This is a genomic window from Micromonospora maris AB-18-032 (assembly GCF_000204155.1).
Lineage (GTDB): Bacteria > Actinomycetota > Actinomycetes > Mycobacteriales > Micromonosporaceae > Micromonospora > Micromonospora gifhornensis.
Map to the genome: position 1 here is coordinate 4,441,079 of NC_015434.1, position 21,067 is coordinate 4,462,145.

The 21,067-nt window shown below is 70.3% G+C and carries 22 protein-coding genes; 14 read left to right on the forward strand and 8 right to left on the reverse strand.

Going from position 1 to position 21,067, the window contains the following annotated elements:
• Nucleotides 1-43 precede the first annotated feature (43 nt).
• Nucleotides 44-643 carry a nitroreductase family protein gene (locus tag VAB18032_RS19675; protein ID WP_013734652.1) on the forward strand — a complete coding sequence of 200 codons (600 nt, stop codon included), beginning with the start codon at nt 44-46 and terminating at the stop codon, nt 641-643.
• On the opposite strand, the gene VAB18032_RS19680 is transcribed toward VAB18032_RS19675, so the two are convergent.
• Nucleotides 627-2,171: an NAD(P)-binding domain-containing protein gene (locus tag VAB18032_RS19680; RefSeq protein WP_013734653.1), complete on the reverse strand. Its 1,545-nt coding sequence runs from the start codon at nt 2,169-2,171 to the stop codon at nt 627-629. The two genes, VAB18032_RS19675 and VAB18032_RS19680, sit on opposite strands and share 17 nt — an antisense overlap.
• Before the next feature lie 323 nt (nt 2,172-2,494).
• On the opposite strand from VAB18032_RS19680, the gene VAB18032_RS19685 reads away from it, so the two are divergent.
• A complete protein-coding gene (locus VAB18032_RS19685) occupies nt 2,495-3,079 on the forward strand; it encodes a hypothetical protein (RefSeq protein WP_043721352.1) in 585 nt (194 codons plus the stop codon).
• Nucleotides 3,080-3,162: 83 nt separating this feature from the next.
• On the opposite strand, the gene VAB18032_RS19690 is transcribed toward VAB18032_RS19685, so the two are convergent.
• Nucleotides 3,163-4,134: a trypsin-like serine peptidase gene (locus VAB18032_RS19690; protein ID WP_043725050.1), complete on the reverse strand. Its 972-nt coding sequence runs from the start codon at nt 4,132-4,134 to the stop codon at nt 3,163-3,165.
• A 456-nt stretch (nt 4,135-4,590) separates the two neighbouring features.
• Here VAB18032_RS19690 and VAB18032_RS19695 point away from each other — a divergent pair, with 456 nt between their 5' ends.
• Together VAB18032_RS19695 and VAB18032_RS19700 are read left to right on the forward strand one after the other, a co-directional pair.
• Complete coding sequence (locus VAB18032_RS19695; RefSeq protein WP_013734656.1) at nt 4,591-4,809, forward strand: hypothetical protein; 219 nt, start codon at nt 4,591-4,593, stop codon at nt 4,807-4,809.
• Nucleotides 4,810-4,991: 182 nt separating this feature from the next.
• Nucleotides 4,992-6,383 (forward strand): DEAD/DEAH box helicase, encoded by a 1,392-nt coding sequence (locus VAB18032_RS19700; RefSeq protein ID WP_013734657.1) that lies wholly within the window; start codon nt 4,992-4,994, stop codon nt 6,381-6,383.
• 79 nt (nt 6,384-6,462) lie between these two features.
• Here VAB18032_RS19700 and VAB18032_RS19705 read toward each other — a convergent pair whose 3' ends face one another.
• Nucleotides 6,463-6,993, reverse strand: a complete 531-nt coding sequence (locus VAB18032_RS19705; RefSeq protein ID WP_013734658.1) for a cupin domain-containing protein — start codon at nt 6,991-6,993, stop codon at nt 6,463-6,465.
• Nucleotides 6,994-7,191: 198 nt separating this feature from the next.
• On the opposite strand from VAB18032_RS19705, the gene VAB18032_RS19710 reads away from it, so the two are divergent.
• Nucleotides 7,192-8,184 carry a PaaX family transcriptional regulator gene (locus VAB18032_RS19710; RefSeq protein WP_013734659.1) on the forward strand — a complete coding sequence of 331 codons (993 nt, stop codon included), beginning with the start codon at nt 7,192-7,194 and terminating at the stop codon, nt 8,182-8,184.
• Nucleotides 8,185-8,375: 191 nt separating this feature from the next.
• Nucleotides 8,376-9,593, forward strand: coding sequence for a cellulose binding domain-containing protein (locus tag VAB18032_RS19715; RefSeq protein ID WP_013734660.1), 1,218 nt, complete (start codon nt 8,376-8,378; stop codon nt 9,591-9,593).
• Nucleotides 9,594-9,768: 175 nt separating this feature from the next.
• On the opposite strand, the gene VAB18032_RS19720 is transcribed toward VAB18032_RS19715, so the two are convergent.
• A complete protein-coding gene (locus VAB18032_RS19720) occupies nt 9,769-11,187 on the reverse strand; it encodes an MBL fold metallo-hydrolase (RefSeq protein WP_043721355.1) in 1,419 nt (472 codons plus the stop codon).
• A 260-nt stretch (nt 11,188-11,447) separates the two neighbouring features.
• Between VAB18032_RS19720 and VAB18032_RS19725 the strand changes: the two genes are divergently transcribed.
• From VAB18032_RS19725 to VAB18032_RS19745, 5 genes are read left to right on the forward strand one after another with little or no spacing between them, the layout of a single operon-like run.
• Nucleotides 11,448-12,173 (forward strand): DsbA family protein, encoded by a 726-nt coding sequence (locus VAB18032_RS19725; RefSeq protein WP_013734662.1) that lies wholly within the window; start codon nt 11,448-11,450, stop codon nt 12,171-12,173.
• Complete coding sequence (locus VAB18032_RS32935) at nt 12,170-13,591, forward strand: cytochrome c biogenesis CcdA family protein (protein WP_013734663.1); 1,422 nt, start codon at nt 12,170-12,172, stop codon at nt 13,589-13,591. Before VAB18032_RS19725 ends, VAB18032_RS32935 begins: the two co-directional genes overlap by 4 nt.
• On the forward strand, nt 13,588-13,983 hold the full coding sequence (locus VAB18032_RS32940) for a BlaI/MecI/CopY family transcriptional regulator (protein ID WP_013734664.1): 396 nt from the start codon (nt 13,588-13,590) through the stop codon (nt 13,981-13,983). The genes VAB18032_RS32935 and VAB18032_RS32940 overlap by 4 nt, the downstream gene beginning before the upstream one ends.
• Entirely contained in the window at nt 13,980-14,912 is a 933-nt protein-coding gene (locus VAB18032_RS19740) for a M56 family metallopeptidase (RefSeq protein WP_013734665.1), read from the forward strand. Before VAB18032_RS32940 ends, VAB18032_RS19740 begins: the two co-directional genes overlap by 4 nt.
• Before the next feature lie 43 nt (nt 14,913-14,955).
• A complete protein-coding gene (locus VAB18032_RS19745; protein WP_013734666.1) occupies nt 14,956-15,540 on the forward strand; it encodes a TetR/AcrR family transcriptional regulator in 585 nt (194 codons plus the stop codon).
• On the opposite strand, the gene VAB18032_RS19750 is transcribed toward VAB18032_RS19745, so the two are convergent.
• Entirely contained in the window at nt 15,524-16,063 is a 540-nt protein-coding gene (locus VAB18032_RS19750; RefSeq protein ID WP_148272318.1) for a hypothetical protein, read from the reverse strand. The genes VAB18032_RS19745 and VAB18032_RS19750 overlap by 17 nt on opposite strands.
• A 59-nt stretch (nt 16,064-16,122) precedes the next feature.
• Nucleotides 16,123-16,830, reverse strand: a complete 708-nt coding sequence (locus VAB18032_RS19755; protein ID WP_013734668.1) for a DUF4386 domain-containing protein — start codon at nt 16,828-16,830, stop codon at nt 16,123-16,125.
• Nucleotides 16,831-17,115: 285 nt separating this feature from the next.
• Here VAB18032_RS19755 and VAB18032_RS19760 point away from each other — a divergent pair, with 285 nt between their 5' ends.
• The gene (locus VAB18032_RS19760) at nt 17,116-18,048 is read left to right on the forward strand and encodes a hypothetical protein (RefSeq protein WP_013734669.1); all 933 of its coding nucleotides are present in this window, start codon (nt 17,116-17,118) and stop codon (nt 18,046-18,048) included.
• 51 nt (nt 18,049-18,099) lie between these two features.
• On the opposite strand, the gene VAB18032_RS19765 is transcribed toward VAB18032_RS19760, so the two are convergent.
• Nucleotides 18,100-18,549: an SCP2 sterol-binding domain-containing protein gene (locus VAB18032_RS19765; RefSeq protein WP_013734670.1), complete on the reverse strand. Its 450-nt coding sequence runs from the start codon at nt 18,547-18,549 to the stop codon at nt 18,100-18,102.
• Nucleotides 18,550-18,677: 128 nt separating this feature from the next.
• Nucleotides 18,678-18,932 carry a hypothetical protein gene (locus VAB18032_RS19770; protein WP_148272319.1) on the reverse strand — a complete coding sequence of 85 codons (255 nt, stop codon included), beginning with the start codon at nt 18,930-18,932 and terminating at the stop codon, nt 18,678-18,680.
• A gap of 138 nt (nt 18,933-19,070) precedes the next feature.
• On the opposite strand from VAB18032_RS19770, the gene VAB18032_RS19775 reads away from it, so the two are divergent.
• Both VAB18032_RS19775 and VAB18032_RS19780 read left to right on the forward strand, forming a co-directional pair.
• Nucleotides 19,071-20,372 (forward strand): sensor histidine kinase, encoded by a 1,302-nt coding sequence (locus tag VAB18032_RS19775; RefSeq protein ID WP_013734672.1) that lies wholly within the window; start codon nt 19,071-19,073, stop codon nt 20,370-20,372.
• Nucleotides 20,360-21,019 (forward strand): response regulator, encoded by a 660-nt coding sequence (locus VAB18032_RS19780; protein ID WP_013734673.1) that lies wholly within the window; start codon nt 20,360-20,362, stop codon nt 21,017-21,019. Before VAB18032_RS19775 ends, VAB18032_RS19780 begins: the two co-directional genes overlap by 13 nt.
• The last annotated feature ends 48 nt before the right edge of the window (nt 21,020-21,067 follow it).

Consider the following 21,067-nt stretch of genomic DNA (forward strand, 5'->3'; position numbering starts at 1 on the left):
ACCCAGGGTTCCGATCCAGCACCGGCGTCGACAACCGGCGGACATGGTCCGCGAGGCGGAGGAGTTCGCGGAACGGATGGCGCAACGCCGATCCGTACGGGACTTCGCTCCCGACCCGGTGCCCGAGAAGGTGATCGAGGCCGCGATCCGGGCGGCGTCGACCGCACCCAGCGGCGCCAACGTGCAGCCGTGGCGGTTCGTCGTGCTGACCGACCCGGCCCGCAAGCGCCGGCTGCGCGAGGCGGCGGAGGCCGAGGAACGTGCCTTCTACGACCACCGCGCCTCAACGGAGTGGCTGGGTGCGATCTCCGGGCTCGGCACCGACTGGCAGAAGCCGTTCCTGGAGACCGCACCGGCCGTGATCGTGGTGTTCGAGGTGCATCAGGGGCCGCACAGCCCGAAGCCGTACTACGTCAAGGAGTCCGTGGGCATCGCGGTCGGCGTGCTGATCACCGCCCTGCACCACGCCGGCCTGGTCACGCTGACCCACACGCCCAGCCCGATGCGGTTCCTCAACGAGGTGTGCGAGCGGCCCCGGGAGGAGCGCCCGTACGTGGTGATGCCGGTCGGCTATCCCGCGCCGGACGCCCGCGTCCCGGACCTGGCCCGCAAACCGCTCGACGAGGTCATGATCCGTTGGTGAAGTCCTTGCTGAGGAACTCGACAAGCGGCTCGACGTGCCGGTCCGGTCGACGCCACTCCGCCAGCAGGTCCTCCAGCAGGTGCTGCTCGGCGAGCAGTTCGGTGCCCCGGTAGCGCCGGATCACCGGGTGGATGAAGGCGCTCTCCCGGGCGCGGTCGGGGGTCGGGTGACGCTCGATGGCGAAGACGTCGCCGTACTCGTCACGGCCCCAGCGCAGCGCCAACGTGTACCACTGGGTGGCGTCGGCGAAGCGTTCCACGGCGTAGTCCTCGGGCAGGTCCTCGTAGTGGCGGAAGTCGCCGGTGGTGTCGTCGCGGACGAACGCGTCGCAGAGGTACTCGAACTGGGTCCACAGTGCCGAGCTCCAGTTGACCCGGTCGAGCATCAGCTTGGTCAGCGAGGCGGGGTCGGCCGGGGTCGTCGCGTACGACAACGGCACGTCCTCGTAGCGTTCCCGCAGCATTCGGGTGAAGGTGCGCAGGTTGTACCGGAATCCGTCGATGAACGGCGACGAGGCGTGCTTGACGTCGCGGGCCTGGGCGATGGTGCCGGCGAAGTAGAGGCCGTCGACGTTCGTGGACTGCCAGTCCGGGCGCAGGTCGGGCATCCGGTCGTCGCGCACCATGTCGGGACGGCAGGTCTCGTCGAACAGCGAGGTGTCCATCTGGAAGCCGGTGCACCGCACCACCTTGTGGTAGTCGAGCACGGCGGTCTCACCGTCGGCGTGGGTGTAGGTGATCGACACCTGGAAGCGCCCGTCGACCGGCCGGATCTCGTCGATGGTGCAGTCGAGCACCGAGTGCAGCGTCTTGAACTGGTAGCTGTCGAGGATCGCGCCGTACTGGCCGCGTACGTCGCCGGGGTGTTTGGTGTTCCAGGCCAACTTCAGCGGGTGCCGGCTGGCCAGGTGCACCATCGACGCCCGACCGAGGATCGCCGAGGCGGTCTCGAAGGCGGAGTTGCCCTTGCCGATGACGAGGACCCGCTGGCCCTCGTACTCCTCGGGGTCGACGACCATGTCCTCGTAGCCGATCGCGTGCTCGATGCCCTTGATGGCCGGCACGAACGGTTTGCCCCAACCGGTGGCGACGATGAGGCAGCGCGCCCGCACCTCGCCCTGGTCGGTGCGCAGGGTGAAGCCGTCGGCGGTGCGGGTGATCTGCTCGACAGTCGTGCCGAAGGAGATGTTGAGCTGGTAGTGCCGCTGGAACTCGGCGAGGTAACGCACCAGGTCGTCGGCGGCCGGCAGATATTCCTTGCTGAAGTTCGGGAAGAGCAGGTCCGGGGAGTCGTTGAGCAGCGAGTTCCAGTCCCACCGCAGCCGGATCTCGGGATCGGTGCTGTCGGTGTGCACCTTGTTCAGCGAGATGAGCCGACGGTGCCGGGGGAACCGGCGGAAGAACCCGCCGGGTGAGTCACCACTTTCGAGCGTCAGGTAATCGGCGCCGTGCTGCTGAAGGTAGTAGCTCAGCTGAACACCGGCGGGGCCGGCGCCGATGATGACGTACCTGTGCTCGTTGCTGACCATCCTGCGGGCCCCTTCGACTGAGAGATGAATCCATTGACCATGGAATGCATGACGGCGCGTGTCAATGCCACCGCGCACCGTCGCGCAAACCGGCCTGTGCCCGAACTGTTGCCGGAGCGGGTGAAAGCGTGCTGGAATGGCTCACATCGCCGCAGCGTGGGGGCAACCGCGCTGGGAACGGCCACGCGGGAGCATCGCGTTACCGGCAGCGCGCCACTTGGCGGACGCTCGCGCCGTAGCGCCGGGCCACTGCCCGACCGGGCACCTTTCCCTGGGTACGTCCTGCCAACTCAGCAGTACCGGCGACGAGGTGAGAAGCAGTCATGGTTTCCCGAGCAAGTTTCGCGGGGTGGTATCGACACCGTTACGTGTGGGTGGCGGCGATCCTGGTGGCGGTGTCGGCCGGCGCGGCCGTCGTGGTCAGGACGGCCGGCTCGCAGGCGGAGCCGGCGGATCTGCAGGGGCAGATCCTGACCCGGATGCGGACCATCCTCGAACAGGCCGACCCGGAGCAGCACAACCACGCGGGGCACGACCTCCAGCAGGTGGCCAACGGCGAGCAGACGAAGCCGGCGGTGATCTGCGGGGTGCACGTCTACGGGTACGAGCCGTCCGAGGCGAGCAAGCTCGCCGACGTGCAGACGGTCTACGGTTTCCACCTCTGCGGGGTCGCCGAGCAGAAGCGCACCTGGGACTGGGCGGTCAAACTGGCCGGTCCACTGATCATGGACTTCTCGACCGATCCGCCGGGTATCCAGGTGGTGGAGGCGACCGAGGACGTCATCTTCATCGACCGGCTGCGGCAGATGTTCCCGCCGAAGTACGCGGAGCCGGCGCAGAAGGAGGCGCTGAGCCCTTCGGAAATGGTCGACCTGCGCCGCCGGTACGACGCCGCGGCGGGGCTGTGACCGCCATTCGATGACGGCACTGCGTGGCAATCGACAATCATCGGCCCCGGCCAATTGGCCGGGGCCGATGATTTCAGGTGCCCCTATGCCGGAGAGATGCTTTCGGCGAAGTCGTAGAGGCTCTTGATGTCGTCGTCGAAGTAGGGTCCGTCGAATTGGCCGTTGCCCGGGTTGTCACCGTGGCTCACGACGCTGTTGATGAATCCGTACCCGGTGCTGTCGTTGTATTCCTGGAGCCAGGGTCCGCCGCTGGAACCGTAGGTCATGTTGCACCACATCCGGATCTGCTGACCGCCGGCGTTCCAGGTGGTGCCCTGGCAGTAGTACTGGCTCTCGCCGCCGCCGAGGTTGGACGGGTAACCCAGCGCGGTCACCGAGACGCTGTAGCCGTAGTTCCAGCGCAGGCCGTGACCGCCGACGGTGTCGACGACCTTGAGCCCGTAGGAGCCGCCGTTGTTCATGACGGCGATGCCCATGTCCTCGGCGTAGCTGCTGTTGTTGATCCACGCGGTACGGGTGTTGAGGCTGGACGCCACGAAGGTGCCGAACGGACGGGCGCCGTTGCGGTAGCGCGGGACGAACTGCCAGTTGCTGTACCACTGGCCGCCGGCACCCCCGTGCACACAGTGCCCCGCGGTCATCACCAGCCGCCGCTTGCCGCTGGCGACGGTGCTGGCCGAGCAGGAGGCGGTGCCACCGCCGGGCACGGTGAAGTAGACCTTCCCGACCGCCAGCGACTCGTTGACCATGGTCCGGACGTCGTCAGTGCCGGCGATCCTCGGCGCCATGGGCGCCACCGCGCCCGCCGGCCCGGTGGGCTTCGGCGTGAGAGCCGGTGACTCGACCACGCCGCCGGGCCGGGCGAAGGTCAGGTCGACGGCCGAGGCCATCCGCTCCGGCGTCCAGAACTCCGCGACCTCCTTGGCGATCCTGTCGTTGGTGATCGCCCGACCGTCGAGGGTCCGGGCGACGGTGCTGGTGTTGCCGTTGCTCTCGGTGGTGGTGGGACTTGCACTGACGGCCGGTGCGCCCCCCAGGACCAACGCGATCGACATTCCCGCGATCGCGGTCCAGCGCAGGGTGGATTTCAAAGAGGACCTCCCTCGTCCTTTGGGCTCCCGATCGGGAACACGGAAATCATATTTATCGACGTGCATAGATCGCAATGAACGAGAAGTGACGGGTTTCGGACGCGCCAACAAACACCGCGCCACCCACACCGGCACAACATTCGATCGCCACAATCACTTTGCAAATCGCGATTTGACTCAGCATCGTCACAGCTTCGACGTGATTGACGAACCGCAGCCGACAATTGCAACTCACGCTAATTGTCGAAATCGCCACTGCCGGGCCCGGACCACGCTGGCGGGCCGGTATGCCGGGTATGCGCCTTTGATCACTACCCGTCCGCTCCGACCGCGCCTGCCTGCGCGGTCGCTGTGCGTGCACCCCCGCCTACCAAGATCGCCAACATTCCATCCTCGGAAGTTGTGCTATACGGTCGAGGGGTGAAAACCGAACGCCACTGGTGGAACGGCAACCGCACCGTGCGGGGGCGTCGCGACGTGTACATCCGTACCGACGGTGAGTCGTGGGAGGTGGAGGCCCGAGCCGGCGGCGAAGCCGGCCGGTCGAAGATCCACCAGTGCCCCGGCCGACAGTCGGCGGAGATCCTGGCCCGGGCATGGATGGACGAACAGAGCCGGTGGCAGGTGGTAAGCCCCTGATCGGCCGTCGACACGGGCCACGCTGACCGCATGTACGCGGGCAGCGAGGCCCGGCGGCGACGTCGAGTAGACTGACGGCACGGCCCGCCCAGCAATGGCGGCCGGGTTCGATGTCCCACGCCACGCGCCGCGGCCGGATGGTCAGCGCCGGGCGGGACGTCCCTTCGACGTTCGGAGCCTTCATGGCGGCACGCCGCCCACACCAGATCACCTCATCCCCTGCGCCCACCTTCGCCGAACTCGGCGTGCCCGACGCGCTCAACCGCGTGCTGGCCGCGAGCGGCGTGGACCGGCCGTTCCCCATCCAGGCCGCGACGCTGCCCGACGCGCTCGCCGGACGGGACGTGCTCGGCCGGGGACGCACCGGTTCGGGCAAGACCTACGCCTTCGTACTGGCGGTGCTGACTCGCCTGGCCGCCTCCAGGACGCCACGGCGGGCGGGACGCCCCCGCGCGCTGATCCTCGTTCCCACGCGTGAACTGGCGACCCAGATCGACAGCGTGATGGCGCCCTTGGCGCAGGCCCTGTCGCTGCGCACGATGACCATCTTCGGTGGCGTCGCCGCGCGACCGCAGATCGCCGGGCTCCGCGCCGGTGTCGACGTGCTGGTGGCCTGCCCGGGCCGGCTGGCCGACCACGTCGGGACGGGCGCCGCCCACCTCGACGCCGTCGAGATCACCGTCCTGGACGAGGCCGACCACATGGCCGACCTCGGTTTCCTGCCCACCGTACGACGGCTGCTGGAGCAGACCCCGCGCGGCGGGCAACGCCTGCTGTTCTCCGCGACCCTGGACGCCGGCGTCGACGTCCTGGTACGCCGGTTCCTCACCGATCCGGCCGTGCACAGCGTCGACTCGGGGTTGTCGCCGGTCACCGCGATGGCGCACCACGTGCTGCACGTCGAGCCCTCGGACCGGTTCGAGGTGCTTGTCGAACTGACCGCCGCGCCGGGCCGCACCGTGGTGTTCACGCGCACCAAGCGGGGCGCGAAGACGCTCGCCCGCCGGCTGGTCGCCGCCGGGGTGACCGCCGTCGAGCTGCACGGCAACCTGGCCCAGGGTGCGCGCACCAGGAACCTGCAGGCGTTCGCCGACGGCCAGGTGCACACCCTGGTCGCCACCGACATCGCCGCCCGGGGCATCCACGTCGACGACGTGGCGCTCGTCGTGCACGCCGACCCGCCGGTGGAGCACAAGGCGTACCTGCACCGCTCGGGGCGCACCGCCCGGGCCGGCGCGGCCGGGACCGTGGTCACGCTGATGACCGACGGGCAGGTGCCCGAGGTGCGGGAACTGACCCGCAAGGCCGGCATCACCGCCACCACGACCCGACTGCGCCCAGGTGACGCGCTGCTGCGGGAACTCGCCCCGGGAGAACGGACCCTCGTCCCCCGGCCGGTGATGCCGGCGGCCGATGTTCGGCACGACGCGCCGCCCGCCAACGGCGGCCGGGGCCGACGCGGCGGCAAGCCGGCCACGGCGGCGGTAGCGTCGACGCGATCCGCACCGGCGCGCGGCGGCGTGGCTGCCTTCTCCGCCCGGGCCCGGCCCAGCGCCCGCCGAGGCGGGCGCTGACCAGCCTGGACACCACCCGGGTTCACCCCCACGAATCCGGCGCCTCGCCGGGGCGGTTGACCGGACGTCGACCCGGGGCCTAGCCCCAGTCCTCGTCCGGCAACATGATCATGTGGTGGGCGTCGAGGGCGCCCGCGATTTCGGCGAACTTCTCCGGGGTCCACGCCGGCGGCGGGTTTCCGGCCGGGTCGGGGTCGTCACCGTACTTGAGGAAGAACTGCTCCGCTCCCGCCGGGCTGTAGAAGACCAGAAGCTTGCCGATCTCGCTGCTCAGGTTCTTGAAGCCGTGGCGGGTGTTCTTCGGGACATAGATGAAGTCGCCCGGACCGGCTTCGAAGGTGCGGTTGCCGTTGAGAAAACGGAATTCACCCGATGCCACGTAGAAGGCCTCGCTCTCGGCCCCGTGGGCGTGTGCCCGGTTCCCGAACCCGGGTGCGATATCGAACGCCAGGAGACTGAGCTGGCCGTCGGTCTGGTCGCCGGTGACCTTCACGCGGGCCGCCTCCTGCCCGCCGTTGACCAATTTGAGGACGCCTTCGTCGTCACGCGCCACGAAGCCTCTCGCGGCGGTCCAGATCGGGTCGTCCTTGGGGGGCAGCTGCTTGTCCATCCCTGTCACCACACTTTCCGTCGGCACTCAGCGGAAGTCCGCTTCACCCACTTCGATAGCTTCAAGCTTGAAGCATAGGCCGCCAAGTTCAAGTTTGAAGCTTGAGTGGCGGGCTTCACTCCTCTTCGGACAGCACCGAGGGCGGTCGAGCGACCGCCTGACGGCACGGTGGGCGACCCGGTGCGGCACCCTGATGAGGTGTACGCCGAAGAATCCGTCGACACCGTCCGATTACCCCGGGCCCAGGCCGGGTCCAGCCCGCAACACCTGCTGGCGACCCTGCTCGGCGAGTATCTCGACTCGTCGGACGCCGATCTGCCGTCGACCGCGGTCATCGCCCTGCTGCGGGAGTTCGGAATCAGCGAATCCAGCGCCCGGGCCGCGCTGTCGCGCCTGGTCAAGCGCGGTTTGATCGCCAGGCGTGGGGACGCGAGGCCGCCGGTCTACCACCTGACGCCGCAGGCGATCGCCAAGCATCGCTCGCGAATGCAGCACTTCCTGAACTTCGGTGCCCGTCCCCCGCAGTGGACCGGCGACTGGGTGCTTGTGTCGTTCTCGATTCCGAGTTCCGGTCAGGCGTTGCGTCACGCCGTACGCAGGTCGTTGAGCGCGCTGCGCTTCGTGGGCCTGTACGACAGCGTGTGGATCCGGCCGGGCTCCGACGCTGCGCCCGTGCGCCAGGCGTTGGACGAGTTGTTGCAGCACGTCGAGGATGCCCGGTGGTCGGTCATGCACGTCCGGTTCGACGAGGAGTCCGGGCCGCACGGACCGGCGAGCGCGTACGACCTGGCCGCTCTGGCTGCCGACTACTCCCGGTTCGTCGAGCGGTACGCCGAGCTGCGGGAAGCCGCCCGCAACGGGAGGGTGGACCCGGTCGCAGCGCTGGTGGCCCGCACGTCCGCCATGGACTCCTGGTGCAAGTTCGCGGACTCCGACCCCGATCTGCCGCAGCATCTCCTCCCGCAGCCGTGGCCGCGTCAGCAGGCCCGGGACACCTTCCTGGACGTTCACACCGCGCTCGGTGCGCTCGCCCAGACCCGCCTCGTCGAGGTGGTCACGCCGTACTGGCCGGACGCCGTTTCGTGGGTCACGCACTTCCGCGCGTCGAGCGACCCCGCGCGACCGGAGCCGGTCCGGGCGACACCGACCGGCCCGCCGTCGCAGGCTGACCCGAATCGCTCGCCACATTGACACTTTTCGTTGCGCTGGTAATAGTTACTGCACACACCGCTCCCCCTTTTGAGTCGCCTGTGGGGACCGCAGCCGGGCGGTCAGGGCAGCCACATCGACTCGCGGCCGGTGCCGACCTTGGTCAGGGCACGGCTGGACAGCGGCCACCGCCACCGCAGGGAGTGCCACCATTGACATCCCCTGGAGGGTGCATGAAAAGGAGATCGAAGGTCTACGCGGGGCTCGTCGCCCTCGTCGTCCCGGTCACCTCTGTGATCATGGCGATCAGCGTGAGTCCGGCCAGCGCCGCGGTCGGCGGCTCCGGCCCGTACCCGGCCGACTACGAGACCTCCCCCAGCCTGGCCAACCACACCATCTACCGGCCGCAGAACCTCCCGGCCGAGCGGCTGCCCATCCTCGCCTGGGGCAACGGCGCCTGCTCGGGCAACGGCCTCTCGCAGCACAACTTCCTGCGTGAGATCGCCTCGCACGGCTTCCTCGCCGTGGCCAACGGGGCGCCGAACGGCGGCGGCTCCACAAACGCGCAGATGCTGACCCAGACCATCGACTGGGCGGTGGCGGAGAACTCCCGGCAAGGCAGCAAGTACTACAACAAGCTCGACACCACCAAGATCGCTGTTGCCGGCTTCTCCTGCGGCGGAGTGGAGGCGTACGCCGTCTCCAACGACCCCCGCGTCACCACGACCGGCATCTTCAACAGCGGCCTGTTGAACGACGCCGATGACTACCAGCTCAGGCGGCTGACCAAGCCGATCGCCTACTTCATCGGCGGGCCCAGCGACATCGCCTACCCCAACGCGATGGACGACTGGGGCAAGCTGCCGGCCGGGCTGCCCGCCTTCATGGGCAACCTCAACGTCGGGCACGGCGCCACCTACGACCAGCCCAACGGCGGAGAGTTCGCTCGGGTGGCGACGCTCTACTTCAAGTGGCGGCTCAAGGGCGACACCGCCGCCGGGGCCAACTTCGTCGGCCCCAACTGTGGCCTGTGCCGTACGCAGTGGACCGTCCAGCAGAAGAACCTGACGCTCGACGGCGACCCGCCGCCCACCACCCCACCGCCCACCACCCCACCGCCGACCACGCCACCACCCGCCAGCCCGCCGCCCGGCGGAAGCGGCTGCACGGCGGTCTTCACCGTGCAGGACCAGTGGAACGGCGGCTTCGTCGCCAACGTCAACGTCACCGCGGGAAGCACCTCCCTCAACGGCTGGACAGTCACCCTGAACCTGCCGAGCGGCGTGTCGGTCAGCAACGTCTGGAACGGCGTGTCCACCGGCAGCAGCGGCATCATCACCGTGAGGAACGAGCACTACAACGGACAGGTGGGCGCCGGTCAGACCACCAGTTTCGGTTTCCAGGGCACCGGAAACGGTAGCGGAACCGCCGCCGTCTGCAGCGGTAGCTGAGGGCACCGGTAACCAACCAGGGCCTCGAACGGGCCGATGCCACGGCACCGGCCCGTTCGAGCGCGTTCCGCTCCACGAGGCCGGACTCAGGTTGGGACGCCGCTGGTTGATTGACCACGCGGCAGGCAGGCGGGCAGCCGGAACGAGACATCTGATCCCGGCGTGCCTCTTTCGGTCACCGACCGCCGGTCGGCGTCGTCGGCGCGGTCATGGCGAGGCCCGCCGCCTCGGCTCGGTCGAACTTGTCGTTGATGACCACGACCTCACGGCCGGCGTTGACCAGCAGCGATGCGGCGGCGGTGGCCCGGTAGCCGGATCCGCAGTGCACCCAGACCGTACCGGCGGGCACCTCGGCGAGCCGCTCGGGCAGATCCGGGAGCGGTACGTGCACAGCGCCGTCCACGTGACCGCCGCGCCACTCGTTTGTCATCCGCACGTCGAGGAGCACGTCCGGGGCGGGAAGACCGGCCGGGAGTCGCCCGGCGCGGGCGGCGGCGAGGGCCGGGAAGTCGGCCATCGGCAGTTCCCGCAGCTGCCCGGGATCCGCCGCCCACCGCTCGGCCTCGCCGGTGGCCTGTGCCGCCGGCCGGTCGATACCGATGCGTACCAGTTCCCGCTGGGCGTGCGCGATCTGCTCCGGGGTCTCGGCGAGCAGGGTCACCGGCTTGCCCCAGTCGATCAGCCAACCCAGCCAGGTCGACATCGGGCCGTCTAGCCCGAGGCTTACCGTGCCGGCCAGGTGGGAGGCGGCGTAAGCCTTGCGGTTGCGCAGGTCCACGACCCACTGACCGGCGGCGATGCGCCTACCCAACTCGGCGGCGTCCGCCCTGGTCACCGGAGTGAGATCCACCGGAGCCGGTCCGGCGAGGTTCGCCACGCCCATGTGGGCGTAGTACGCCGGGTAGGCGTCGAGGCCGGCGAGGGTCTGGTCGACGAACTCGTCCGCCGCCAGGCGCAGCACCGGGTTCACCTGCTTCTCCCGGCCGATCGTCGAGTCGGGGGCGTCGGCCTGACTGGCCGAACAGAAGCTGCCGAAGCCGTGCGTCGGCCACACCTGCACCCCGTCGGGCAGCAGGTCGGCCAGCCGCTTCGCCGAGGCGTACTGCTGGTGGGCCAGGTCGTGGGCGTACTGCTTGCCGAGCAGGTCGGTGCGTCCGGTCGTACCGAACAGCAGCGATCCGCCGGTGAAGACGCCCACCGGCCGCCAGTCGCCGCCGGTGGCCTCGTCGAGGACGTACGACAGGTGGTGGAAGGTGTGGCCCGGGGTGGCGACCACCCGCAGCCGCAGCTGGTCCGATACCGACACCACCTCGCCGTCGGCGACCGGAGTCCGCGCGAAGTCGACCTCGTCGGCCGCAGCGACCAGGTACTGCGCGCCGGTCGTCCGGGCCAGTTCCAGGCCGCCGGAGACATAGTCGTTGTGGATGTGCGTCTCCACCACGTGGGTGATCCGCACCCCCTTCTCGCCGGCCAGGTACAGCAGCCGGTCGATGTCGCGCTGCGGGTCGACCACGACCGCCTGCTGCCCGTCCGAGGCCAGGTAGCTGCGGTCGCCGAGTGAGGATGTCGCGATGACGTACACGCCTACTGCCATTGCCGTTCTCCCTTCCCATGTGCCACGTACGCCAGGGGGATGTCGTGGGCATGGAGATTTTTCGCATCAGGTGACTACCCGTCTCTGCCTCCGGCACGCGCCAACGGGCCATGACACCGGCGACAGGAGGCGCTTTTCAGTCCCGTCTGCGGACATCTCCGGCAGCGACCACCAGGCCTGACAACTACTAGCCGCTTTAGTACTATGCTCGCTAGTACTAAAGCAGCTAGTAGCTGTGGATCGGACTGGAGGAGGCGCCGATGAAGCGGTCCCGTGGGGATGCCGGGAAGACCCCGCCACCGATCCGCAAGGCAGCCGGCTGGTTGGGGCCGGTGGTGGTCATCGCGGTCGTCGCGGTTCTCGCGATCATCGCCAGACCGACCGACCAGCCCACCGCCCCCGCTGCGGGAACGGCCGGCAGTCAGCAGGAGAACCCCTTCGCCGAGCTGGCGAGGCGCGCACCCGGCGATCCGGTCGCGCTCGGCGAACCCGACGCCCCCGTCGTGGTCATCGAGTACGCCGACTTCCAGTGCCCGTTCTGCGGCAAGCACGCGCGGGAGACCGCACCCCGGCTGATCCGGGAGTACGTCGACCGGGGGCTCGTCCGCATCGAGTGGCGTGACCTGCCCTACCTCGGCGACGAGTCCCGGGCCGCCGCCAGCGCCGCACGGGCCGCCGCCGCCCAGGGCAGGTTCTGGGAGTTCCACGACGCGCTGTACGCCAAGCAGCGCCGGGTCAACAGCGGAGCGCTCAACGACGCCGCCCTGCGCGACATCGCTTCGCGACTCGGCCTGGACCTGGCCCGTTTCGACGCCGACCGGGCCTCGGCCGTCACCCGGGAGGCGATCGACCGGGACCAGCGGGAGGCCGCCTCGATGGGCCTCACCGGCACCCCGGCCTTCATCGTCGGGGACACGCCCATCATCGGCGCCCAGCCGTACGAGTCCTTCAAGCAGGCCATCGACGAGCAGCTGGACGCGCCGTGAGCCAGACCGGTTACCTGGCCGCCCTGCTGGGCGGGGTGCTCGCCCTGCTCAGCCCGTGCAGCGCCATGCTGCTGCCGGCCTTCTTCGCGTACGCCTTCCAGCACCCGCGTCGGATGCTGGCCCGCACCGGCGTCTTCTACCTCGGCCTGGCCGCCGTCCTGGTGCCGCTCGGCGTGGGGTCCACGGTGGTGGCCAACGTCTTCTTCCAACACCGCGACACGCTGATCCTGGTCGCCGGATGGTCGATCATCGCGCTCGGAGTCGTGCAGTTGGCCGGCAAGGGGTTCGCCTTCGGGCCGGCGCAACGGCTGCTGGGCCGGATCACCGGGAACTCCCCGCTGTCGATCTTCGCGCTGGGCGCGGTGTACGGGCTGGCCGGCTTCTGTTCCGGTCCGATCCTGGGCGGAATCCTCACGGTGGCCGCCACCTCGGCGCGGCCGGCGATCGGGGGCGCCCTGCTGGCCGTCTACGCGCTGGGCATGACGGTGCCCCTGCTGCTGCTCGCCCTCGTCTGGGACCGGTGGCGCATCGCCGAACGGCGCTGGTTGCGGGGCCGGTCGTTCGCGGTGGGTCGGCTGCGTCTGCACACCACGTCGACCCTCTCCGGCCTGCTCTTCGTCGCGCTGGGCGGGTTCTTCCTGGCCTTCGACGGCACGGCCGGCCTGACCGGCGGCTTCGGCCTGACCGACATCGAGAGCACCGCGCAGGAGTGGATCACCGGCACCCTCGGCGACGTACCGGACGAGTGGGTCCTCCTGGTCGTGGGGCTGGCCGCGGCAGCGGTCCTGATACACCGCCGCCGTCGCAGCGCCGCCGAATCGGCGACCAGCCGGCAGGGCACCAGCAGCGACCCGGCGACCGACATGGAGCGCACCAGCGCCGGGCCGGTCGCCGCGTTGCCGTCCGCGGCCGGCCTGGCCGGGGTCAACGTGCGGCCCGACCGGGCGGCCTGGTCGGCGCGGCGATGGTGGGTGGCGGTCCTCGGCGCCGTGGTGACCACGGTGGTGATCGCCGTACCCACCGCCCTGATCGACACCCCCTTCTTCGGTCGCGAGGTGGCCGTCACCTGGTGGGCGTGGCCGGTGCTGGTGGTGACCGCGGTGTTGTCCGGGCTGCTGCTGGCGACCTACGTCGGGCCCGCCGGGCCGGCGGCGGGGCGCACCGGTACGCGGACCGGCGTGACCGGGGCGACCCTGTCGCTGTTCGCCGTCGGCTGTCCCGTCTGCAACAAGATCGTCCTGCTCGCGTTGGGCTACAGCGGGGCGATGAGCTGGTTCGCTCCGGCGCAGCCGGTACTCGCCGTGGCCTCGATCGTCCTGCTCGGCTGGGCGCTGCGGCGTCGCCTCGCCGGCGAGCGTGCCTGCCCGACGCCGGCCGGGTCGAAGCTGCTCACCGCCGACGGTACGGTCGACCGGTGAGCCGAGATCGACGGAAGGACCCGGGCAACGACCGTCCACTGGGTCCGCTGGAAGCCGCGGTGATGGACGCGCTGTGGGCAGCGACCGAGCCGCTCACCGTGCGGCAGATGGTCGACGCGATGGCGGACCGCCGGCTCGCCTACACCACGGTGATGACGGTGCTGGACAACCTGCACCGCAAGGGCTGGGCGGACCGCGATCTCGCCGGCCGGGCCTACCGCTACCGACCGAGGGCCAGCCGGGAGGAGCACGTCGGACAGCTCATGGCCGAGGCGCTCTCGTCGGCCGCCGACCAGCACGCCGCGCTGGCCCGGTTCGTGGACGCCATGCGGCCCGAGGAGGCGGCGGCGCTGCGTGAGCTGCTGGATCAGCGGGGGAGGCCGAGCTCGTGACCAGCCTGGTACTGCTGGCCTGGGCGACCGCGGTGGCGCTGCTCGCACCTTCTGCCCTGACCGGGCGGTGGACGACCTCCCTGCCGCGACTCACGGTCGGGCTGTGGCTCGGTGCGGAGTTGTCCGTCACCGTCGCCGTCCTCGCCGCCGGGCTGTTCGTCGCCGTACCGCCGGCTGCGCTGGCCGCCGGCCTGGACGGCATCGTCACGGCGTGCCTCCGGGCGTTGGCGGGAATGGGTGCGTTGCACGGGGCCCTCGCCGTGACCGCGCTGCTGGCCACCGCGATCCTGGTCGCCCGCCTGCTGGTCAGCTTCGTCCGCACGTTCCTATCCGCCCGCCGCTGGCGTCGTCGGCACCTGGCCGCGCTGCTGCCGCTGAGTCGGCAGGACGCCGATGGTTGGACGATCGTCGACCACACGGATGCGGCGGTCTACTGCCTGCCCGGCCGTCCGGGGAAGGTCATCGTCACCAGCGCCGCGTTCGACGCCCTCACCGCCGACGAGTTCGCGGCCGTACTGCGGCACGAGCGCGCGCACCTGCGCGGCCGGCACCACCTCCTCGTCGCCCTCGCCGCCGCGTTCCACCGCGCGCTGCCCGGACTGCCGATGGCCGAGATCGCCGAACGGGAGATCCGGCGACTGGTGGAGCATCTCGCCGACGACCGCGCGAGTGAGCACCACGGGCGGCAGGCGGTCGCCACCGCCATCGTGCGGCTCGCCGACCGCACCCCCCGGCACGCGCTCGGCGCGGCGACAGGTGCGGTCGAACGGGTACGCCGGATGCTGGCCCCGCCGGCCCGGCCCCGGATCCGCCACCGCCTCGTCGCCGCCACCGCGATCGCGTTGCTCCTGGCCGGGCCCGCGGCCGTGACGGTTGCCTCCGCCGGGGTGGCAGTGCAGAGCGTCACCTGTCCGATCGGCTCGCCCTAGACTCAAGGCGTACACCGTTGTTCGAGAAACAGGGTGAGGCGGGATGACGATCGACGGGACGGCCCGGCGCGCGGACGCGCGCCGCAACGTCGAGTCGATCCTGGAGGCCGCCACCGCCCTGCTCGCCACCGACCCGGCGGTGAGCGTCAACGAGATCGCGCGGGCGGCGGGCGTGGGCCGGGTGACGCTCTACGGCCACTTCCCGTCCCGTGCGGCGCTGGTCGAGGCGGTCAGCCGCCGGGTGATCGCCAGCACCGACCAGGCCCTCGACGCGGTCGATCTCGACGGTGACGCCCGGGAGGCGATGGCCCGCCTGCTGGCGGCGACCTGGCAGCTGACGTACCGGTTCGGGGCGATCGTGGTCGCGGCGAGCGATGCGCTGACGCCGGAGGAGATGCGGCGCGTGCACGAGGAGCCGGCTCGCCGGATGCGCGCCCTTGTCGAACGCGGCCGGGACGAGGGCGTGTTCCGCCGGGACATGCCGCTGTCGTGGCAGCTCACCACCGTCCAGGCGGTGTTGCACGGGGCCTCCGCCGCAGTGCATCGGGGCGACGTGCCGGCCGACGACGCCACCCGGCTGGTAACCGACACCGTACTGGCGGCGCTCGCCGTCACCTCGTCAGGGTGACCACGAGCAGGCCCACCCCGACCAGCACGTCCAGGACGCCACAGAACTCCGCGAAGGAACGCGTGACGACCCGCTCGGTACGGTGGTGCCACACGTCCCAGGCGGCGTGCGCGAACAGGGCGACACTGACGATGACGCCGGCGGCGAGGTGGTCGGCCCGTACCGCGAGCAGCGCCGCCGCTCCGAGCACGAGCATCGCCGCCGACTGCAGCGGCAACGACCACACCGGCCGTACGCCGGCCCGCAGGGCACCGAGGACGGCGAGGACGGCAGCCGCGACGCAGATCCAGAGCACGGCATCGAAACCGGCACGAAGGCTCAGCCCGACGAGCACGAAGGTGACACCGAAGGCGGCCCATGCCGCGCCGGGCCGCCCGATCGCCACCGCGGCGAGGTAGACGAACCCGGACGCCGCCACGACGGGGGCGATCTGGCCGCCATGCTCGACGCCCAGCACGGTACCGACCGCGACCAGCACACCGAGGGCTGCGGGCCAACGTCGCAGGAGCTTGTCGACGGTCATGCCGCGCACCTCCATCTCGAACATTCATGTTCGAGATAAACCGTACGCCGTTGTACGAGTTATGTCACGGGCTCGACGTCCCGGACAGACGTGCCGGCGGCGGCCGATCCCGCCGTGATCTCCGACGGTCGAAAGCCCCGGACGATCAGGTAGACCCCCAGCGAGAACTCCCAGACGGCGATGGGCAGGGCCCCGATCGCCGTCACCGGGGACAGCCGGTCCCAGAGACCGAACAGCACGCACAGGTCCGAGACGACGAGCAGGGGTGCACCGACGAGCCCGAGCACCGGCAGAACCCGCGGCACGAGGCGCGCCTGGTACAACAGCGTGCCCAGCAACAACGCGTTCGCGGCCGGGATGAGACTCTGGCTGACCAGGAAGACCGAGTCGTAGAAGGCGACAAGCATCTGGCCGGTGACCACGGCCTCCGCGCCGACTCCCTGCCGCCGCAGCGCCACGATCGTCAGCAGACTCGCGACGCCGATGAAGATGCAGGCGGCTTCGAGAATCCGGACGCTGACGAAGCCCAGCGCCCGGGTCTGACCCTGCCGCTTCACCACCGGATACAGCACGACGGCGGTGCCGATGCAGGCGAGGGCAACGATCACCTCGAGGACGCTGCCGACGAGGACCGAGGTCTCGGACGTGGCGCCGAGGACGAAATCCGAGTCGCGCACCGGCCCGTAGAGCGCGACGGTCGGAATCGAGACGAAGGTGAGCACGTAGAGCCCACCGGCGACCAGTGAGGTCCTTCGCAATGCGTCCATCGGCACTCCTCTACGGCGCGGCCACTCAACAGACGGCGGTCATACCGCAACCCTGCTGCGTGCCGGTGCGACGGCGAATCGGCCACTCGGACGATCCTGCGAGGACGACAGTTCTCCCGAAAACCGGCACAGTGCCGCCGAACGGCGGACGTTGCCGCTGATCAATGCCGAAGTCCGCACGATACGAGACGTCATCCACGAACGAACCTTCGATGCTATCTGCGCGAGCACGGCAGCGACCGGGCCGCACACCCCCGAAAAGAGCACGACGGAAGGACGGTCGACATGGCCCACCTTGACAGCCGCGAGGCACTACCGATAAATGCGACGAAGACCCGGCCACCGGTACGGGCAACCATCATCGCCGTCCTCGGGGGCATTCTGCTGGCTGTCGTGTGGTCGTTCGAACTCGTCGACTCGGTCATCGGCGACACCGTGGCCAACGCGGCGCTCGGCCACGACGCCAAGACCACACCCATCGCCGGCACGGCTGCCGGGCTTCTCTTCGCCTTCGTCTCCGGGTTGGCGGGCACCTTCACCGCCTGCAACATCGCCATGATGGCGTCGGTCGGCCCGCTGACCCAGGCCAGTACGGAACGCACCGGCATGGCCCGGCACACCGTCGCCGCGCTGCTGCGCCCGGTCGGCTGGATGACCGTCGGCATGGTGGCCGTCTCCGCGGTGTACGGGGCGGTCGGGGTGATGCTCGGCGACCGGCTGCCGCAGTTGTCGACAGAGGTCGTCGGCGAGATGCCGGTCCGGCTCATCCAGTCGTCAGTGGTGTTCGGCCTCATCGGGCTGGCGTTGGCCTATCTCGGCCTGGCTGCCCTCGGCATCCTTCCCGACGTGTTCGCCCGTCGCCCGGTGGCCCGGGTGGTCACCATCGGCGCCCTCATCGGCGGCTTCCTCATCGGCCGGCCGTACCCGCTGTTCAACAAGCTGTTCCACTGGGCCGTGGACACCGGGAACCCGCTCAACGGGGCACTGGCGTTCGTCCTACAGTCGCTGGGCAACATCCTGATCGTGGCGGTGCTGTTCGCCATCATCGTGCTCGTCACCCGCGGTCGCTTCCTGCAGTGGGCGTCCGATCCGTCGCGCAGCGCCGTGGTGACCGGCGGGCTGATGCTCATGCTGGGTGTCTTCACCGTCGTCTACTGGGATCTGCGAGTCCCCGCGATGTTCGGCGTGGGCTGGTTCCCGATGATGCCGTACCGCTGACCGTCGGTACCCGGTGAGGGCGAGGTCCGGGCGCGGTCGGACCTCGCCCGCTCAGGGCCGGGGGGCGGCGAACAGCTTCGGGAACCGGGCGGTCAACGCGAGGTCGCCGCGGGTCTGCAACTTGCCCTTCATCACCAACATGACGGCGCGGGCGTTGCCGGTGACCAGGCGGACGAAGTCCGCGGCAGCGAGGTCCAGGGTCAACTGCGGCGTGCCGTCGGCGCGCGGCGACAGGGTGCAGACCCCGTCGGCGATGACCATCTCGTACCTGTCGACTCCGCCGTCGGGCCGGTCGCCGATGCGCCAGTGCACCACCGCCCGGGTACGACCGGCGACCTCCGGACGGAACGCGGCAGGCATCCCGCCGATCAGGTGGTCGAGAATCTCGGTACGCCGTGCACCGTGGAGAACCTGGCGTAGCTCCTCGATCGGGGTGCGCTTGACCAGCCGGGCGAACTCGACCGGCTCCATGACGTCGACTCGTACGTCGTGGATGGACATCGGACTCCTCCAGGGCCGGCGGGCTGGTCGTTTCATCGTCGCGGCGGCGCGCCGGACACGGCATCTTCCAGGCTGCCCAGCTCCGCTGGCCCCGGACGCCTGCCCCCGACGCCGTCGCCGGCTCGCGGCTAGGCGCGGCGGTGGCGGTAGTGGTGCACGACGAGCGCCACCGTGCAGGCCACGGTGATCAGCCCGAACCCGGAACCGATCATGTACGCGCCGATCACGGACATGGTGATGTTGGCGGCGGCGCTGAGGATCAGCAGCAGCCACAACACCGGGCGGAGCAGGTTACGGTCGTTGTCCGGCGTGGCGGCGGTCTCGGCGGAGGCGTGACGGTGCTGGTCGATCATTGCTGCTCCCTGCGTGTCGTGGTTGACCATGACGACAACGCTAGGGATCCGGCCGGCCACCGACGATCCAGTCAGCGACCCGATCCAGGTACAGCAGGCTGTACCTTTTCCGCCGCCGCGGGCCGGCGTCGAGGGCGGTCGCCTATCGTCTCTGCCGGGGAGGTGGGCATGCCGAGAACAGACGCGGGTGGGGATTCCGGGGAAACCCGCGCCGGGACCGAGCCGGATCGCGACCACGCGGTACGGCGGTACCTGCGCGAGCGCGTACGGATAACCGTCGACGCTCTGGAACACCTCGTCGGCGGCCTCGGTACGGCGATCCTGGCGCTGGCGGCGTTCCTGCTGCTGTTCGTGGTGACGATCGCGAGCGTGGTCGGCATCGGTCTCGCGGTCGTCCCGTCCGCGTTGAAGGCGGTGCGGTCGGTCGCCGAGCGGGAACGGGGTCGGCTGTCCCGGTGGGGGTTCCCGCTGCCCGCACCGCCACCGGTCCCCGCCGGCCTGGGCGACGCCCTGCGCGACCCGTGGGTACGGCGCGAGTGCGCCTTCGTGGCGATACACGGCACAGGCGGGTTCGTGCTGGGCGTGCTCGGGTTGTCGCTGCCGCTGTCCGCCGTGCAGTACCTGCTGTTCCCGCTCTACTTCTGGTTGCTGCCGCCGGACGTGGGTGGCCCGGGCGTCGTCATGTGGCGCATCGACGGGCTGCCCGACGCGCTGGTGGTCGCGATGATCGGCGTCGGCTGGCTCGCCGTGGCCATCGCCCTCGGCCCCCGGATGGCCCGCCTGCAGGCGCTGCCGGGCCGACGGTTGCTGGCACCGCCGCGCGACGTCGACGCCTCGCTGCGGATCGCCGAACTGACCGCCACCCGTGCGGCGGCCTTGGACGCGCACGCGGTCGAGTTGCGCCGCATCGAGCGTTCCCTGCACGACGGGGCGCAGAACCGGCTGGTCGCGGTCACCGTGTTGCTCGGTGCCGCCCGACGGGCGCTGGCGCGTGATCCGGCGCAGGCCGCGCAGGTGCTGGAGCGGGCGCAGGACGCGGCCGAGTCGGCGCTCGCGGAACTACGGACCGTGGTACGGGGCATCCTGCCGCCGGTGCTCGACGACCGTGGGCTCGCCGGTGCGCTGCACGGTCTGGCCGCCGGCTGCGGTGTGCCGTGCACGGTGGAGGTCGACGTACCGGGCCGGTGCGCCGCGTCGGTGGAGGCGACGGCGTACTTCGTGGTGGCGGAGGCGCTGACAAACGTCGCCCGGCACAGCGGTGCCCGTACGGCCGCGGTCACCGTACGGCGCGACGCCGACCGGTTGTACCTGTCGGTCACCGACGACGGCCACGGCGGTGCCGACGAGGGCCGCGGCTCGGGAATCGGCGGCATCCGACGGCGGGTCGAGGCCCATGACGGCCGGTTCACCCTCACCAGCCCACCCGGTGGGCCGACGACGATGCTCGTGGAGTTGACGTGCGGATCGTGATCGCCGAGGACGACGCCCTGCTGCGTGAGGGGCTGGCGCTGCTGCTGCGGGCCGAATCGCTCGACGTGGTCGCCACCACCGACTCGCCGACCACATTCCTGTCCGCAGTGGACACCTTCCGGCCGGACGTGGCGATCGTCGACGTCCGGATGCCGCCCACGCACACCGACGAGGGCATCGTGGCCGCCGTCGAGGCCCGCCGCCGCCACCCCGGCCTCGCGGTGCTGGTCCTCTCGGCGTACGTCGAGCAGGCCTTCGCCACCGACCTGCTGGCCGAGGGCGCGGTACGGCTCGGCTACCTGCTCAAGGAACGGGTCGGCCGGGTCGAGGAGTTCCTCAGCGCGCTGCACCGCGTCGCCGCGGGCGGCACCGCGATCGACCCCGAGGTGGTCAGCCAACTGTTCGCCCGCAGTCGCCCGGACAGCACGCTGAGTCTGCTCAGTGCACGGGAACGCGACGTGCTCGCGCTGATGGCCGAAGGGCTCGGCAACACCGCGATCGCGGAGCGGTTGTTCGTCACCGAAGGGGCCGTGCACAAGCACATCCGCAGCATCTTCGCCAAGCTCGGCCTCGCTCCGGACGACCGTGCCGACCGTCGGGTGGCCGCGGTGCTGCGCTATCTCAAGGACACCCAGGGCCGCAATTAAGTACAGCCTGCTGTACCTCGATCGGCCCGTACGCTAGATCGTCCGTAA